The organism is Streptomyces sp. S3(2020) (genome assembly GCF_013044505.1).
Classification (GTDB): Bacteria; Actinomycetota; Actinomycetes; order Streptomycetales; family Streptomycetaceae; genus Streptomyces.
In genome coordinates this window covers 1-14,854 of record NZ_JABERD010000089.1, presented here as the reverse complement: position 1 = coordinate 14,854, position 14,854 = coordinate 1, and the positions used below count along the sequence as shown (strand labels likewise).

Below are 14,854 nucleotides of genomic sequence, written 5' to 3'. Positions count from 1 at the left end.
GACGTCATGTCAGCGCACTTCCTTCAGTTCACGGTATGCGGCCACGAGGGCGGCGGTTGACGCGTCGAGGCCAGGTACCTCGGCGCCTTCGGTGAGGGCGGGTTCGACCCGCCTGGCGAGCACCTTGCCCAGCTCGACACCCCACTGGTCGAAGGAGTCGATGTTCCAGACGGCGCCCTGGACGAACACCTTGTGCTCGTACAGTGCGATCAGCTGGCCGAGGACCGACGGGGTCAGTTCCTTCGCCAGGATCGTCGTGGTGGGGTGGTTGCCCTTGAACGTCTTGTGCGCGACCAGTTCCTCGGGGACCCCCTCGGCGCGCACCTCGTCCGGTGTCTTGCCGAACGCGAGCGCCTGCCCCTGCGCGAACAGGTTGGCCATCAACAGGTCGTGCTGCGCCTTGAGTTCGTCGCTCAGCTCGTCCACGGGCCGGGCGAAGCCGATGAAGTCCGCCGGGATCAGCTTGGTGCCCTGGTGGATCAACTGGTAGTACGCGTGCTGCCCGTTGGTGCCGGGTGTGCCCCACACCACCGGTCCCGTCTGCCAGTCGACGGGCCGGCCGTCGCGCTGCACCGACTTGCCGTTGGACTCCATGTCGAGCTGCTGGAGATACGCGGTGAACTTCGACAGGTAGTGGCTGTAGGGCAGCACCGCGTGCGACTGCGCGCCCAGGAAGTTCCCGTACCAGATGCCCAACAGGCCCAGGACCAGCGGGGCGTTGGCCTCGGCGGGCGCGGTGCGGAAGTGCTCGTCGACGATACGGAAGCCGTCGAGCATCTCCCGGAAGCGGTCCGGGCCGATGGCGATCATCAGGGAGAGGCCGATCGCCGAGTCGTACGAGTAGCGGCCGCCGACCCAGTCCCAGAACTCGAACATGTTGTCCGGGTCGATACCGAACCCGGTGACCTTGCCGCCGTTCGTCGACAGCGCGACGAAGTGCCTGGCGACCGCCTTCTCGTCACCACCGAGCCCGTCCAGCAACCAGGAGCGGGCCGAGGTGGCGTTGGTGATCGTCTCGATGGTGGTGAACGTCTTGGACGCGACGATGAACAGCGTCTCCGCCGGGTCCAGGTCGCGCACGGCCTCGTGGAGGTCGGAACCGTCCACGTTGGAGACGAACCGGAAGGTCAACTCCCGTGCCGTGAAGGCCCGCAGCGCCTCGTACGCCATCGCCGGGCCCAGGTCCGAGCCGCCGATGCCGATGTTGACGACGTTCCTGATCCGACGGCCCGTGTGACCGGTCCACTCGCCGGAGCGGACCCGGTCCGCGAAGCCGGCCATCTTGTCGAGCACGGCGTGCACCTGCGGGACGACGTTCTCGCCGTCGACCTCGACCACCGCGTCCCGCGCCGCCCGCAGCGCGGTGTGCAGGACGGCACGGTCCTCGGTGAGGTTGATCCGCTCACCGCGGAACATGGCGTCGCGCAGGCCGGACACGCCGGTGGCGGTGGCCAGTTCCTGGAGCAGGGCCAGCGTCTCGTCCGTGATCAGGTGCTTGGAGTAGTCGATCCGCAGATCGCCGACCCGTACGACGTACCGCTCCGCGCGCCCCGGGTTTGTCGCGAACAACTCCCGCAGCTGCGCGAGCCCTTGGGCGCGGTGGTCCTCCAGGGCGGTCCACTCGGGCCGCCGGGTGAGGTTCGGGGTGTCGGACATCAGCCGTTCTCCTTGGTGGCCTCGCCCCGCAGGGCGACGGCGTACATCTCGTCCGCGTCGAGGCGCCGCAGTTCCTCGGCGATGAGTTCGGAGGTGGTGCGGACCTTCAGCGCGAGCGTGCGCGAGGGCTGACCGGGCAGCGACAGCGTGGCCAGCGGACCCTCGGGGCGGTCGATGACGATCTCGCCGTTCGCGGTGCCCAGGCGGACGGCCGTGACGACCGGTCCGTCGGTGACCACCCGGTCGACGGTGACACCGAGGCGGGCCTCCAGCCAGCGGGCCAGCAGCTCGGCCGCCGGGTTCTCCTCCTCGGCCTCCACGGCCGCCGAGGTGATCTTCGCGCGGGCCTGGTCGAGGGCGGCGGCCAGCATCGAGCGCCACGGTGTGAGCCGGGTCCAGGCGAGGTCGGTGTCGCCGGGCGCGTAGGAGCGCACCCGGGCCTCCAGCACGCCGAGGGGGTTCTCCACCGCGTACAGGTCGGTGATCCGGCGCTGTGCCAGGGCGCCCAGCGGGTCCTTCGCCGGGTTCTCGGGGGCCTCCACCGGCCACCACACCACGACCGGCGCGTCCGGCAGGAGCAGCGGCAGCACGACGGAGTCGGCGTGGTCGGACACCTCGCCGTACGTCCGCAGCACGACCGTCTCACCGGTGCCCGCGTCGGCGCCCACCCTGACCTCGGCGTCCAGCTTGGACGACTGCCGGTCGCGCGGGGTGCGGGCGTGCCGCTTGATGACGACCAGGGTGCGCGAGGGGTGCTCGTGCGAGGCCTCCTCGGCCGCCTTGATCGAGTCGTAGGCGTTCTCCTCGTCCGTGACGATGACCATCGTCAGGACCATGCCCACGGCGGGGGTGCCGATGGCTCGGCGCCCCTGCACCAGCGCCTTGTTGATCTTGCTTGCCGTGGTGTCGGTCAGGTCGATCTTCATGGCCTGCGCCAGCTCCGTCCGTCTCGTGCGAGCATCTCGTCGGCTTCCTCGGGACCCCAGCTGCCCGACGCGTACTGCGCGGGCCTGCCGTGCCGTGCCCAGTACGCCTCGATCGGGTCGAGGATCTTCCAGGACTCTTCCACTTCCTGGTGGCGCGGGAACAGGTTGGCGTCGCCCAGGAGGACATCCAGGATGAGCCGTTCGTACGCCTCGGGGCTGGACTCGGTGAACGACTCGCCGTAGGCGAAGTCCATCGAGACGTCCCGGATCTCCATCGAGGTGCCCGGCACCTTGGAGCCGAACCGCACGGTCATGCCCTCGTCGGGCTGGACGCGGATGACGATGGCGTTCTGCCCGAGCTCCTCGGTGGCCGTGGAGTCGAAGGGGGAGTGCGGGGCGCGCTTGAAGACGACCGCGATCTCGGTGACCCGGCGGCCCAGGCGCTTGCCGGTGCGCAGGTAGAAGGGGATGCCCGCCCAGCGGCGGTTGTCCACCTCCAGCTTGATGGCCGCGTAGGTGTCGGTCCTCGACTGGGGGTCGATGCCGTCCTCCTGGAGGTACCCGGCCACCTTCGCGCCGCCCTGCCAGCCCTCCGCGTACTGCGCGAGGACGGTGTGCTCGCCGAGCTTCTCCGGCAGCCGCACCGACTTGAGCACCTTGAGCTTCTCGGTGAGCAGCGACTCGGCGTCGAAGGCGATCGGCTCCTCCATGGCGGTGAGGGCCATGAGCTGGAGGAGGTGGTTCTGGATGACGTCACGGGCGGCGCCGATGCCGTCGTAGTAGCCGGCCCGGCCGCCGATGCCGATGTCCTCGGCCATCGTGATCTGTACGTGGTCCACGTACGACCGGTTCCAGACGGGCTCGTACATCTGGTTGGCGAAGCGGAGCGCCAGGATGTTCTGGACGGTCTCCTTGCCGAGGTAGTGGTCGATCCGGAACACCTGCTCCGGGTCGAACACGTCGTGCACGAGCGCGTTCAGGTCCCGCGCGCTGGCCAGGTCCCTGCCGAACGGCTTCTCGATCACCGCACGCCGCCAGGAACCCTCCGGGGCCTTGGCCAGTCCGTGCTTCTTCAGCTGCCGGACGACCTTGGGGAAGAACTTCGGCGGTACGGAGAGATAGAAGGCGTAGTTGCCGCTGGTGCCCCGGGAGGCGTCCAACTCGTCGACGGCGGAGCGCAGTTGCTTGAAGGCGGTGTCGTCGTCGAAGTCCCCGGGGATGAACCGCATGCCCTCGGCGAGCTGTTGCCAGACCTCCTCACGGAACTCCGTCCGCGCGTGCTCGCGCACCGAGTCGTGCACGACCTGCGCGAAGTCCTGGTCCTCCCAGTCCCGCCGGGCGAACCCGACGAGCGAGAAGCCCGGCGGCAGCATGCCGCGGTTGGCCAGGTCGTACACGGCCGGCATCAGCTTCTTGCGGGACAGGTCACCGGTGACACCGAAGATGACGAGCCCGGACGGACCGGCGATGCGGGGGAGTCGCCGGTCGCGGGGGTCGCGCAGGGGGTTCTCCCAGTCGAAGGCGTCCGATACGTCGACGGCTTCGACGGCTTCGGTGGCAGGAGTGTCAGTCATTCCGCGTCCACCCCCTTGCTGTCCAGCGACTTGGCGACGGTGGCCAGCAGGTCGTTCCACGCCACCTCGAACTTGGCGACGCCCTCGTCCTCCAGCTGCTGCACGACCTCGTCGTACGAGATCCCGAGAGCCTCCACGGCGGCGAGATCGGCGCGCGCCTGCGCGTAGCCGCCGGTGACGGTGTCGCCGGTGATCTCGCCGTGGTCGGCGGTGGCGTTCAGCGTCGCCTCCGGCATGGTGTTGACGGTGCCGGGCGCGACCAGCTCGTCGACGTACAGGGTGTCCTTGTACGCCGGGTCCTTCACACCGGTCGAGGCCCACAGCGGACGCTGCTTGTTGGCCTTGGCGCCGGCGAGGGCGGTGAAGCGCTCACCGGAGAAGACCTCCTCGTACGCCTCGTAGGCCAGCCGCGCGTTGGCGAGCGCGGCCCGGCCCTTGAGGGCGAGTGCCTCCTGCGTGCCCAGCCCGGTCAGCCGCTTGTCGATCTCGGAGTCGACGCGGGAGACGAAGAAGGAGGCCACCGAGTGGACGGTGGAGAGGTCGACGCCGTTCGCGGCGGCCTTCTCCAGACCGGCCAGGTAGGCGTCCATGACCTCGCGGTAGCGCTCCAGCGAGAAGATCAGCGTGACGTTGACGCTGATGCCGAGGCCGATGACCTCGGTGATCGCCGGGAGGCCGGCCTTCGTCGCCGGGATCTTGATCATCACGTTGGGGCGGTCGACCAGCCAGGCCAGCTGCTTGGCCTCGGCGATGGTCGCCCCGGTGTGGTGGGCGAGGCGGGGGTCGACCTCGATGGAGACCCGGCCGTCACGACCGTTCGACGCCGTGTATACAGGATCCAGGATATCGGCGGCGGCCCGCACATCGGCCGTCGTCATCATCCGTACGGCCTCGTCGACCGTGACGCCCCGCAGCGCGAGGTCGGTCAGCTGCTCCTCGTAGCCCTCGCCGGAGCCGATGGCGGCCTGGAAGATGGACGGGTTGGTGGTGACGCCCACGACGTTCTTGTTCGCGACGAGGTCGGCGAGGTTGCCCGACGCGATCCGCTTGCGCGACAGGTCGTCCAGCCAGATGGAGACGCCCTCGTCGGACAGGCGCTTGAGTGCTCCCGCGGTCGCGGTTGCTTCGGTCACTGTGATCATCTTCTTTCTGGCGATCGGATCAACCGCGCGCGGCGGCGAGGCCCGTGGTCGAATCGAATGCGGCCCGCGCTGTCGCGGCGACGTTCTCGGCGGTGAAGCCGAACTCGGCGAAGAGGGTCCCGGCATCGGCGGAGGCGCCGAAGTGTTCGAGGGAGACGATGCGTCCGGCGTCGCCGACGTAGCGGTACCAGGTCAGGCCGATGCCGGCCTCGACCGCGACCCGCGCCTTCACGGCCGGGGGCAGCACGCTCTCGCGGTACTCGCGCGGCTGCTCCTCGAACCACTCCACGGACGGCATCGACACCACACGCGTGCCGAGCCCCTCGGCCTCCAGGAGCTCCCGGGCGGCCACGGCGAGCTGCACCTCGGAGCCGGTGGCGATCAGCACGACGTCCGGAGTCGCGGACGAGGAGTCCTTCAGCACATACCCGCCCTTCGCCGCGTCGGGGTTCACCGGGAACGTCGGCACGCCCTGACGCGTGAGCGCGAGGCCGTGCGGGGCCGGGTTCGTGGCGTGCCTCTTCAGGATCTCGGCCCAGGCCACGGCCGTCTCGTTGGCGTCCGCCGGGCGGACGACGTTCAGGCCCGGGATGGCCCGCAGCGAGGCCAGGTGCTCGACCGGCTGGTGGGTGGGGCCGTCCTCGCCGAGACCGACGGAGTCGTGCGTCCAGACGTACGTCACCGGGAGCTGCATCAGCGCGGACATCCGGACGGCGTTGCGCATGTAGTCGGAGAACACCAGGAAGGTGCCGCCGTAGATCCGGGTGTTGCCGTGCAGCGCGATGCCGTTCATCTCGGCGGCCATCGAGAACTCGCGGATGCCGAAGTGGACGGTTCGGCCGTACGGGTTCGCCTCGGGCAGCGGGTTGCCCTCGGGGAGGAAGGAGGAGGTCTTGTCGATGGTGGTGTTGTTCGAGCCGGCCAGGTCGGCGGAGCCGCCCCACAGCTCGGGCAGGACCGCGCCGAGGGACTGGAGGACCTTGCCGGAGGCGGCGCGGGTGGCGACGGCCGTGCCCTCCTCGAAGACCGGGACCGAGGACTCCCAGCCCTCGGGGAGCTGACCGGCGACGACGCGGTCGAAGAGTTCGGCGCGCTCGGGCTGTTCCGTCCGCCACTCGGCGATCTGCTTGTCCCAGGCGGCGTGCGCCTCGGCGCCCCGCTCAAGAGCCCGGTGGCTGTGGGCCAGGACCTCGTCGGCGACCTCGAAGGTGCGCGCCGGGTCGAAGCCGAGGACGCGCTTGGTGGCCGCGATCTCGTCGTCGCCGAGGGCGGAGCCGTGGGAGGCCTCGGTGTTCTGCGCGTGGGGGGCGGGCCAGGCGATGATCGTGCGCATCGCGATGATGGAGGGCCGCTCGGTCTCCGCCTGCGCCGCCTTCAGGGCCGCGTGCAGAGCCGGTACGTCGATGTCGCCGCCGAGCGCGGGCTCGATGCGCTGGGTGTGCCAGCCGTAGGCCTCGTACCGCTTCAGGACGTCCTCGGAGAAGGCGGTCGCGGTGTCGCCCTCGATGGAGATGTGGTTGTCGTCGTAGAGGAAGACCAGGTTGCCGAGCTTCTGGTGGCCGGCGAGGGAGGAGGCCTCGGCGGAGACGCCCTCCTCCAGGTCGCCGTCGGAGACGATCGCCCAGATGGTGTGGTCGAAGGGGGACTCGCCCCGCGGCGCCTCGGGGTCGAACAGGCCGCGCTCGTAGCGGGCGGCCATGGCCATGCCCACGGCGTTGGCGGCGCCCTGTCCGAGCGGTCCGGTGGTGGTCTCGACGCCGGCGGTGTGCCCGTACTCGGGGTGACCCGGCGTCTTGGAACCCTGGGTCCGGAACGCCTTCAGGTCGTCGAGCCCGACCTCGTACCCGGCGAGGAAGAGCTGGGTGTACAGGGTGAGCGAGGTGTGGCCGGGGGACAGGACGAAACGGTCACGGCCGGTCCACTCCGGGTCCGCCGGGTCGTGACGCATCACCTTCTGAAAGATCGTGTACGCGGCCGGGGCCAGGCTCATCGCGGTGCCCGGGTGTCCGTTCCCGACCTTCTGCACGGCATCGGCCGCCAGCAGACGGGCGGTGTCGACGGCACGCCGGTCGAGTTCGGTCCATTCGAAGCTGTCCGGTGTCTGCGTGCTCATCTTCAAGAAGTCCTCGGTTGGAGCGGGGGAGCTGCTCTGACACGTTCAAATCTAAAAGTCTGACTTTTATGAGGGAAGGTCGAGGTGTGTCAGCCTGTGGTGAAAGTGGGACACGGACGACCTGGGCGGGGCGGCGCGAGAGGGACATGGCGGACAGAACCATCCAAGACGGAGGCGGCGACGTGGGTGTGAACGGGATCAGAACGTTCCCCTTCCCCGTCGAGCTGAGTGTCGGCGGCGTCGGCATGCAGGTCGGCCCGATGGGTCCGCACCGCACCTGGCACGCGGACGCCCCGCTGCACCGCGTCCACCGGATCGACTTTCATGTCGTGATGCTCTTCGACAAGGGCCCCGTCCGCCACATGATCGACTTCGCCGAGTACGAGGCGTACGCCGGCGACGTGCTCTGGATCCGCCCGGGCCAGGTCCACCGCTTCTCCGGGACCGGCGGGTACCGCGGAACGGTCCTCACCATGCAACCGGGATTCCTGCCGCGGGCGACGGTGGAGGCGACGGGCCTGTACCGCTACGACCTGCCGCCGCTGCTGCACCCCGACGCGGCGCAACTGGCGGGGCTGGGGGCGGCGCTGGCGCAGCTGCGACGCGAGTACAAGGACACCGCGACCCTCCCGCTGAGCCTGCACACGGCCGTGCTCCGCCACTCCCTGACGGCCTTCCTGCTCCGCCTGGCCCATCTGGCGGCCAGCTCGCAGGAGGCGGCGCGGGGGCCGTCGGACACGACGTTCACCCTGTTCCGGGACGCGGTGGAGAAGGACTTCGCGACGAACCACAGCGTCAGCGCCTACGCCGACACCCTCGGCTACTCCCGCCGCACCCTGGTCCGCGCGGTGCGCGCCGCGACCGGGGAGACCCCCAAGGGGTTCATCGACAAACGCGTCGTCCTGGAGGCCAAACGCCTCCTCGCCCACACCGACCTGCCGATCGGCCGCGTGGGAGCGGCGGTGGGCTTCCCGGACGCGGCGAACTTCTCGAAGTTCTTCCAACTGCACGCGGGGCGGACGCCGGTGGGGTTCCGGGCGGAACTGCGATGAGGGGCCCCGCCTCGCGGAGCCCCTCACCCGACCGACGTGTCAGTGACCGAAGTTGAACCAGTTCACGTTCACGAAGTCCGCCGACTGGCCGCTGGTGAACGTCAGATACACGTCGTGCGTGCCCGTGACGGAGCTGATGTTCGCCGGTGTGGTCCGCCAGGTCTGCCAACCGCCGGTATTGGCGAGGGAGAAGCTCCCGATGGGGGTGTTGCTGCGACTGTCCAGACGTACCTCGACCAGCCCGCTCACGCCGGACGCGGCACCGCTCGCGACCCGGGCGACGAACTGGGTGGCCGCCGTGGAGCCGAAGTTGACGTTCTGGTAGAGCGCCCAGTCACCGTTGGCGAGGTAGCCGATGTTCTGGCCGCCTCCGGTGTCGGTGGTGGTCTCGGTGCTCACACCGCTCTGGCTGTTGTACGACTCGGCCTGGATCGTGGAGTAGGCGTCACGCGTGCCCGTGGGCGGCGGCGTGGTGCCGCTCCCGGCGGCCGACAGCACCTGGACGTAGTCGACGGTCATCGGCACACCGGACTGGGTGCCGCTGTCGAGGCCACCGCCGAACGCGTCCGGGAAGGCGCCGCCCATCGCGACGTTCAGGATGATGAAGAAGCCGTGGTTGGTGGCGTTGGCCCAGGTCGTCGCGTCCATCTGGCTCGCGTTGACGGAGTGGAACTGGGTGCCGTCCACAAGGAACCGGATGGTCTCGGGGGTGACCGAGCGGTCCCACTCCATCGTGTAGGTGTGGAAGGCCGACTGGCAGGTCGAGCCAGGACATGCGGTGTAACTGCCCAGTCCGGTCGTCTCGTTGCAGGGGCCGCCCGGGTTGGTGCCGCAGTGCAGTGTGGCCCATACGCGGTTGAGGCCCTGGACGTTCTCCATGATGTCCAGCTCGCCGACGCTCGGCCAGTTCTGGTAGTTGCCCCGGTAGGGCGCGCCCAGCATCCAGAACGCCGGCCAGTAGCCCTCGGCCGCCGTGCCGGTGACATTGGGCATCTGGATGCGCGCCTCGACGCGCAGCTTCCCGCCGGACGGCGGCTGGAAGTCGGTGCGGTTGGTCTCGATGCGGCCGGACGTCCAGTTGCCGGCCGTGTCGCGGATCGGGGTGATGCGGAGGTTGCCGTTGCCGTCGAGCGAGACGTTGGACGTGCTGTTCGTCATCGTCTCGACCTCGCCGGTGCCCCAGTTGGCGGGGCCGCCCGGGTAGCCGGTGCCGGTCGCGTACTGCCAGTTGGAGGTGTTGACGCCGGTGCCCGCGGTGCCGTTGAAGTCGTCGACGAAGACCTGCGTCCAACCCGTGGGAGGTGTGGGCGCGTTGGCGTTCGCGGGCAGGGTGGCCGCCGTGGCGAGGGCGGCGGCCAGACCGAGGGTGGAGAGCACGGCGATCAGGACGCGTCGGCGTCTGGATGTTCCGGAGGGTGCACTCATGGGGTGTGCCTCTCGGGTACGGAGTGAGGTGCGCGGGTGCCTTCGAGAGCGTGTGCGGTCCCTGAGAGCGCTCTCAAAGTGGCCCCAATGTGCTCTCGGCCACCGCGGTCGTCAAGAGGTGTAACCGTGAAAGTCCTTTGAGCGCGGGGGAGTTCACCCCATGAAGCCACGAATGTGCCGAGAGGTCGCCTCGCCGGGACGCGGACGGGCGTACCGTCGGAGACAGGCCCGAGGAAGTGGGGGCGTCATGAGCCGGCACTCCGTCACCGAACGCCATCTGCGGCTGATGCTCGACGTCGTCGACGAGGCACGGCACGACGACTCCGGGGAGTTCCCGCCGCCGTCCCTCCTGGAAGGGCTGGGGCGACTGGTCCCCTGCGACCTGGCGGAGTTCAGCGAGGTCGACCTGCCCACCCGCCGTGGCCTGGGATACCAGGCGGTGCAGTACGGCGGTCCCTACCCGGAATGGGACGACGAGGTGTGGTGGCTGTGGAAGCACCAGCACCCGCACTGTGTGGAGGTGGAGCACAGCCACGGGCACCTGGAGGTGGCCCAGTTGACCGACTACATGGCGACCCGGGAGTTCCGCGACACGGCCCTCTACACCGACTACATGCGGCCCTTCGTCGCCATGATGGTCGTCGCCCTGCCGACGGCACCGGGCCGCATCCGCATGTACTCCGTCTCCCGTGACCGCGACCGGCCGTTCAGCGAGCGCGACCGGCTGACCCTCCAGCTGCTGCGCCCGCACCTGCACGCCGTCTACCGCGAGGCGGCCCGCCGGCGCCGTGAGCCGGTGCGGCTCACCCCACGCGAACTCGACGTCCTGCGGGCCGTGGCCAACGGATGGGGGACCGAGGACATCGCGGGGCAGTTCGTGGTCTCGACGAGCACGGTCCGCAAGCATCTGGAGAACATCTTCCGCAAGCTGGACGTCTCCAGCCGCACCGCGGCCGTCGCCCGTGTCTTCCCGGAGACCGAGGCGTCCTCGCCCTGACCGGCCCTACAGCGCGCTGCCCGTCTTCCAGTCCTCCCAGGACAGGTTCCAGCCGTTGAGCCCGTTGGCCGGATCCACGGTCTCCTCACCGGAGTTCTTCACGATCACGACGTCGCCGAGCAGGGAGCTGTCGTAGAACTTGTAGCCCGGGACCGAGCTGTCGTCCGCGCCCTTGGCGTCATGCAGGCCGACACAGCCGTGGCTGGTGTTCTGGCTGCCGAACACCGAGGTGGACGCCCAGTAGTTGCCGTGGATGAAGGTGCCGGAGGTGGTCAGCCGCTGGGCGTGCGGGACGTCGGAGATGTCGTACTCGTCGCCGAGACCGACCGTGGAGGACTCCATCCGGGTCTCCTTGAACCGCTCGCTGATCACCATGATCCCGGACCAGGTGGTGTGGTCGGCGTCGCCGCCGGAGACGGGGTAGGTGGCGTGGGTCGCGCCGCCCCGCTTCACCACCATCTCCTTGGCGGCCAGGTCGACCGTGCTGATCTGCTCACGGCCGATGTGGAAGGTGACGTCCTTCGACTGCGTACCGTATACACCATCCTGTCCTTCGACGTCCTTCAACCGCAGACCGAGAGTGATCGTCGTACCGGCCGCCCAGTACGTCTGCGGCCGGAAGTCGAGCCGCGTGTCGCTGAACCAGTGGCCCACGACCTCCACGGCCGGTTCCGCCGTCACCGTGATCGCCTTCTCCACGGCGGCCCTGTCGGACACGGCGTGTGTGAAGTTGATCGACACGGGCATGCCGACACCGGAGGTCGAGTCCGCCTCGGGGGTGAAGTAGCCGACGAAGGTCTCGCCGGGGGACTTGGTGGTGAAGGTCGCGGTCTCGGCGGCGACGCCCTCGGCCTGCGCGGTGACCGTGTACTTGGTGCCCGAGTACGGGTTCCGTGTCGATGTCCACTTGGTCTTCGCGTCGTTGTACGTGCCGGCGAGCGTGGAGCCGTCGTTGCCGGTCACCTTGACGGAGGCGAGCGTGCCGTCGGTCACGGTGACTTCGACGGGGTCGCCGAACGCGGCCTTGTTGGTGCCGTCCGCGGGGCTCACCGAGACGACCGGCTTCTTCGTCGCGGCGACCTTCGCCGACGCCGACGCCTTCGCCTCCTCCGAGGCGTCCGCCGACCCGCTGCACCCGGTCAGCACCGCGGCCGGAACCACGCCCAGCACCGTGAGCACCCCGCGCCGCGACCACCTCTGCGACGGCTGGTCGGAACGGTTCGATATGTGCGAGACGCCCACGGCAGGCCTTCCTGAGATATCCGCCTTTGCGTGTGCATCCTGCGCCGCGCAGATTTGCTGATCCTTTGAATCCCCGGGCCGCTTCCTGAGATTCCTGTGAGGACCCGCTCCGAGGAGGCCGCTACCAGAAGTCCAGGAACTCCATGACGGCGTTCAGGATCCGATTGCGGCGTCGATGGGACTTGCTGCAGTAGCGCCGTCGGCGCCATCGGTTTCTCGGCTGTTCGACCGGCTTACGGCACCACTTGCACGGCCGCGTCGGCCGGTCCCCCTCGTCCCCACCCATGACGGCACTGTAGCCGCCGCAGGTCAGGGGGACCCGGCCCACGGCCGGATCCCCCCGCGCACCTGACGCCGTCAGGCAGGCGTCGTCACATGCGGTTCGGCTTCCGTCTCCTCGCTCAGCCCGAACCTGTCGTGCACCCGCCGCAGCGGCTTCGGCGCCCACCACGCCCGCCGCCCGAGCAGCGCCATCGTCGCCGGGACGAGCAGCATCCGTACGACGGTGGCGTCGATCAGCACCGCGAGGGTGAGGCCCAGTCCGATCTGGAGGATGGGGGAGAAGCCGCCCGTCATGAACGCGCCGAAGACCACGGCGAGCAGGAGCGCGGCGCAGGTGACGACCCGGCCCGAGCGGCGCAGTCCGGTGACCACGGCCTCCTGGTCGTCACCGGTGCGGCGCCGGGCCTCGCGCATCCGGGCCAGGATGAACAGTTCGTAGTCCATGGCGAGCCCGAAGGCGATCGCGATGATCAGCGGCGGGGCCGTCAGGCTCAGTGCGCCCAGGCCCTCCGCGCCCAGCAGCCCGGCCAGGTGGCCGTCCTGGAAGACCCACACCACCACACCGAGCGCGGCGCCCAGGCTGAGCAGTGTCGTGGCGATCGTGCGCAGCGGGATCAGCACCGAGCCGGTGAACGCGAACAGGAGGACGAAGATCCCGGCCAGCACGGTCACGGCCGCCCAGGGGGCCCGGTCGGCGAGCATCTCGCGGAAGTCGACCAGCCTGGCCGCGGGCCCGGTGACCTGGACGGGCTCGGCGCCCCGCAGTTCCCGTACCCGCTTCACCAGATCCGTGGCACCGTCGCCGTCCACACTGCCCGGCGGCGGCAGTTCCACGACGGTGATGCCACCCGGCACGCTCCGGGACTCGGCGCGGGGGCTGAGCGACTGTATGCGGTCGACGGTCGCCCGGTCCGTGCCCGGCTTCAGGACGACCGTCACCGGTGACACCCCGGTGCCCGGCGGGAAGTGGGCGTCGACGGTGTCGTACAACTGCCGTGCCTCGGTACTCGACGGCAGTTGCTGGGCGTCCCCGAGGTTGATCCGCATACCGGCGACCGGCAGGGCTAGGACCAGCAGGGCCGGGACGATCACCGCGAGCACGGCGATCCGGTTGCGGGCGGAGAAGCGGGCCAGCCGGGCGAAGACGCGGCCCTCCTCGCCCTCCGGACGCACCTTCGCCGGCGGGATCTTCCCGCCGAAGCGGGCGAGCAGCGCGGGCAGCAGGGTGAGCGCGGCCAGCATGTCGACGACGACCACGGCGGCCACGGCCAGACCCATGCTGCGCAGGAACACGCTCGGGAACACCAGCAGTCCGGTCAGACTGACCGCCACGGTGAGTCCGGAGAACAGCACCGTCCGCCCGGCCGCGGCGACCGTGCGGTGCACGGCCTCGACGACATCCTCGGGGGAGCTGGTGTTCCTGCGTTCCTCGCGGAAGCGGACCAGCATCAACAGGGCGTAGTCCACGGCCAGTCCGAGGCCCAGCATGGTGGTGACCTGGATCGCGTACACGGAGATGTCGGTGACCCCGCTGAACAGGAACAGCGCGAGGAACGCGCCCGCGACGCCGCTCACCGCGATCACGAGGGGCAGCACCGCCGAGCGCAGTCCGCCGAACACCACGAGGAGCAGGGCGAGGACGACCGGCAGGGAGATCAACTCGGCGTTCTTCACGTCCTCCTGGGCCTTCTCGCCGATCTGGAGACCGAGCAGCGGGCCGCCGCTGACGTGGACCTCGGGCGCGTCGATCTCCTTGATGCGGTCGGTCGCGTCGTTCACCGTCCGTTCCTCGGCGTCGTCGCCCAGGCCGCCCTCCAGGGCGATGGGGACGATGAGCGCCCGCCCGTCCTCCGCGAGCAGGCCGGGCGTCTTGTACGGATCCGGTACGGCGGCGACCCCGGCGACCTCCCGGACCTCGGCGACGGCCCGCTCGACCTGGGCGCGGAGTCCCGGGTCCAGGACGGCGGTTCCCTCGACGACGGCCGTGATCGACTCACCGGCGGGGTCGACCCGGTCGAGATACTGCGCGGCCGCCTCCGACTCGGTGCCGGGGACTTCGGGCACGTTGTCCGACAGGCGCCCGAAGACGCCCGTCCCGAGCCCGAAGCCGAGCAGCAGGAAGACCACCCAGAGCGAAATGACGGTGAGCGGACGGCGCGTGGCCGTCCGGGCGAGTGTGGAGAGCACGGTCCCTCCCGGCGGGGCATCGGTTGACATGCCCTCAGGGTCGGGCGGGAGAGGGCGGGCCACACGGGGGAGGGCATGGGGAGACCCCGCGCCGTGCCGGTTCGGACTGAGACGACCGGGGCGGCGACGTACCGTGGGTCCCCCGCTACGGCCGTGGGAGTGCTGGTGAGGGAGCGGGGTCGGGGCGGCGGCAGGATGGGGCGTACGCCCTGGGCCGGGAACGGATGCGATGGCACATGTCCGGAAGAAGTACTGGAT

At 69.8% G+C, this 14,854-nt stretch carries 10 protein-coding genes; 2 read left to right on the top strand and 8 right to left on the bottom strand.

What is annotated here, in order from left to right; translation table 11 throughout:
* Positions 1–9: 9 nt before the first annotated feature.
* Genes pgi through tkt form a run of 5 tightly spaced genes read right to left on the bottom strand, consistent with a single transcriptional unit; the run spans position 10 to position 7,411 of the window.
* Entirely contained in the window at positions 10–1,656 is a 1,647-nt protein-coding gene (gene pgi / locus HLK59_RS26265) for a glucose-6-phosphate isomerase (RefSeq protein ID WP_171143981.1), read from the bottom strand.
* Positions 1,656–2,582, bottom strand: coding sequence for a glucose-6-phosphate dehydrogenase assembly protein OpcA (gene opcA / locus HLK59_RS26260; RefSeq protein WP_171143980.1), 927 nt, complete (start codon positions 2,580–2,582; stop codon positions 1,656–1,658). The genes pgi and opcA overlap by 1 nt, the downstream gene beginning before the upstream one ends.
* Complete coding sequence (gene zwf, locus HLK59_RS26255) at positions 2,579–4,156, bottom strand: glucose-6-phosphate dehydrogenase (RefSeq protein WP_171143979.1); 1,578 nt, start codon at positions 4,154–4,156, stop codon at positions 2,579–2,581. The genes opcA and zwf overlap by 4 nt, the downstream gene beginning before the upstream one ends.
* Positions 4,153–5,298 carry a transaldolase gene (gene tal, locus HLK59_RS26250; protein ID WP_171143978.1) on the bottom strand — a complete coding sequence of 382 codons (1,146 nt, stop codon included), beginning with the start codon at positions 5,296–5,298 and terminating at the stop codon, positions 4,153–4,155. The genes zwf and tal overlap by 4 nt, the downstream gene beginning before the upstream one ends.
* 19 nt (positions 5,299–5,317) lie before the next feature.
* The gene (gene tkt / locus HLK59_RS26245) at positions 5,318–7,411 is read right to left on the bottom strand and encodes a transketolase (RefSeq protein ID WP_171143977.1); all 2,094 of its coding nucleotides are present in this window, start codon (positions 7,409–7,411) and stop codon (positions 5,318–5,320) included.
* A gap of 146 nt (positions 7,412–7,557) precedes the next feature.
* Between tkt and HLK59_RS26240 the strand changes: the two genes are divergently transcribed.
* A complete protein-coding gene (locus HLK59_RS26240) occupies positions 7,558–8,463 on the top strand; it encodes an AraC family transcriptional regulator (protein ID WP_171143976.1) in 906 nt (301 codons plus the stop codon).
* A gap of 39 nt (positions 8,464–8,502) precedes the next feature.
* On the opposite strand, the gene HLK59_RS26235 is transcribed toward HLK59_RS26240, so the two are convergent.
* On the bottom strand, positions 8,503–9,888 hold the full coding sequence (locus tag HLK59_RS26235) for a glycoside hydrolase family 16 protein (RefSeq protein WP_171143975.1): 1,386 nt from the start codon (positions 9,886–9,888) through the stop codon (positions 8,503–8,505).
* 247 nt (positions 9,889–10,135) lie between these two features.
* On the opposite strand from HLK59_RS26235, the gene HLK59_RS26230 reads away from it, so the two are divergent.
* On the top strand, positions 10,136–10,885 hold the full coding sequence (locus HLK59_RS26230) for a helix-turn-helix transcriptional regulator (protein WP_171143974.1): 750 nt from the start codon (positions 10,136–10,138) through the stop codon (positions 10,883–10,885).
* Positions 10,886–10,891: 6 nt separating this feature from the next.
* Here the strand turns inward: HLK59_RS26230 and HLK59_RS26225 are convergent, their stop codons facing one another.
* Positions 10,892–12,127, bottom strand: coding sequence for an Ig-like domain-containing protein (locus HLK59_RS26225; RefSeq protein ID WP_171143973.1), 1,236 nt, complete (start codon positions 12,125–12,127; stop codon positions 10,892–10,894).
* Positions 12,128–12,484: 357 nt separating this feature from the next.
* Positions 12,485–14,596 (bottom strand): MMPL family transporter, encoded by a 2,112-nt coding sequence (locus tag HLK59_RS26220; RefSeq protein WP_171144002.1) that lies wholly within the window; start codon positions 14,594–14,596, stop codon positions 12,485–12,487.
* Positions 14,597–14,854 lie beyond the last annotated feature (258 nt).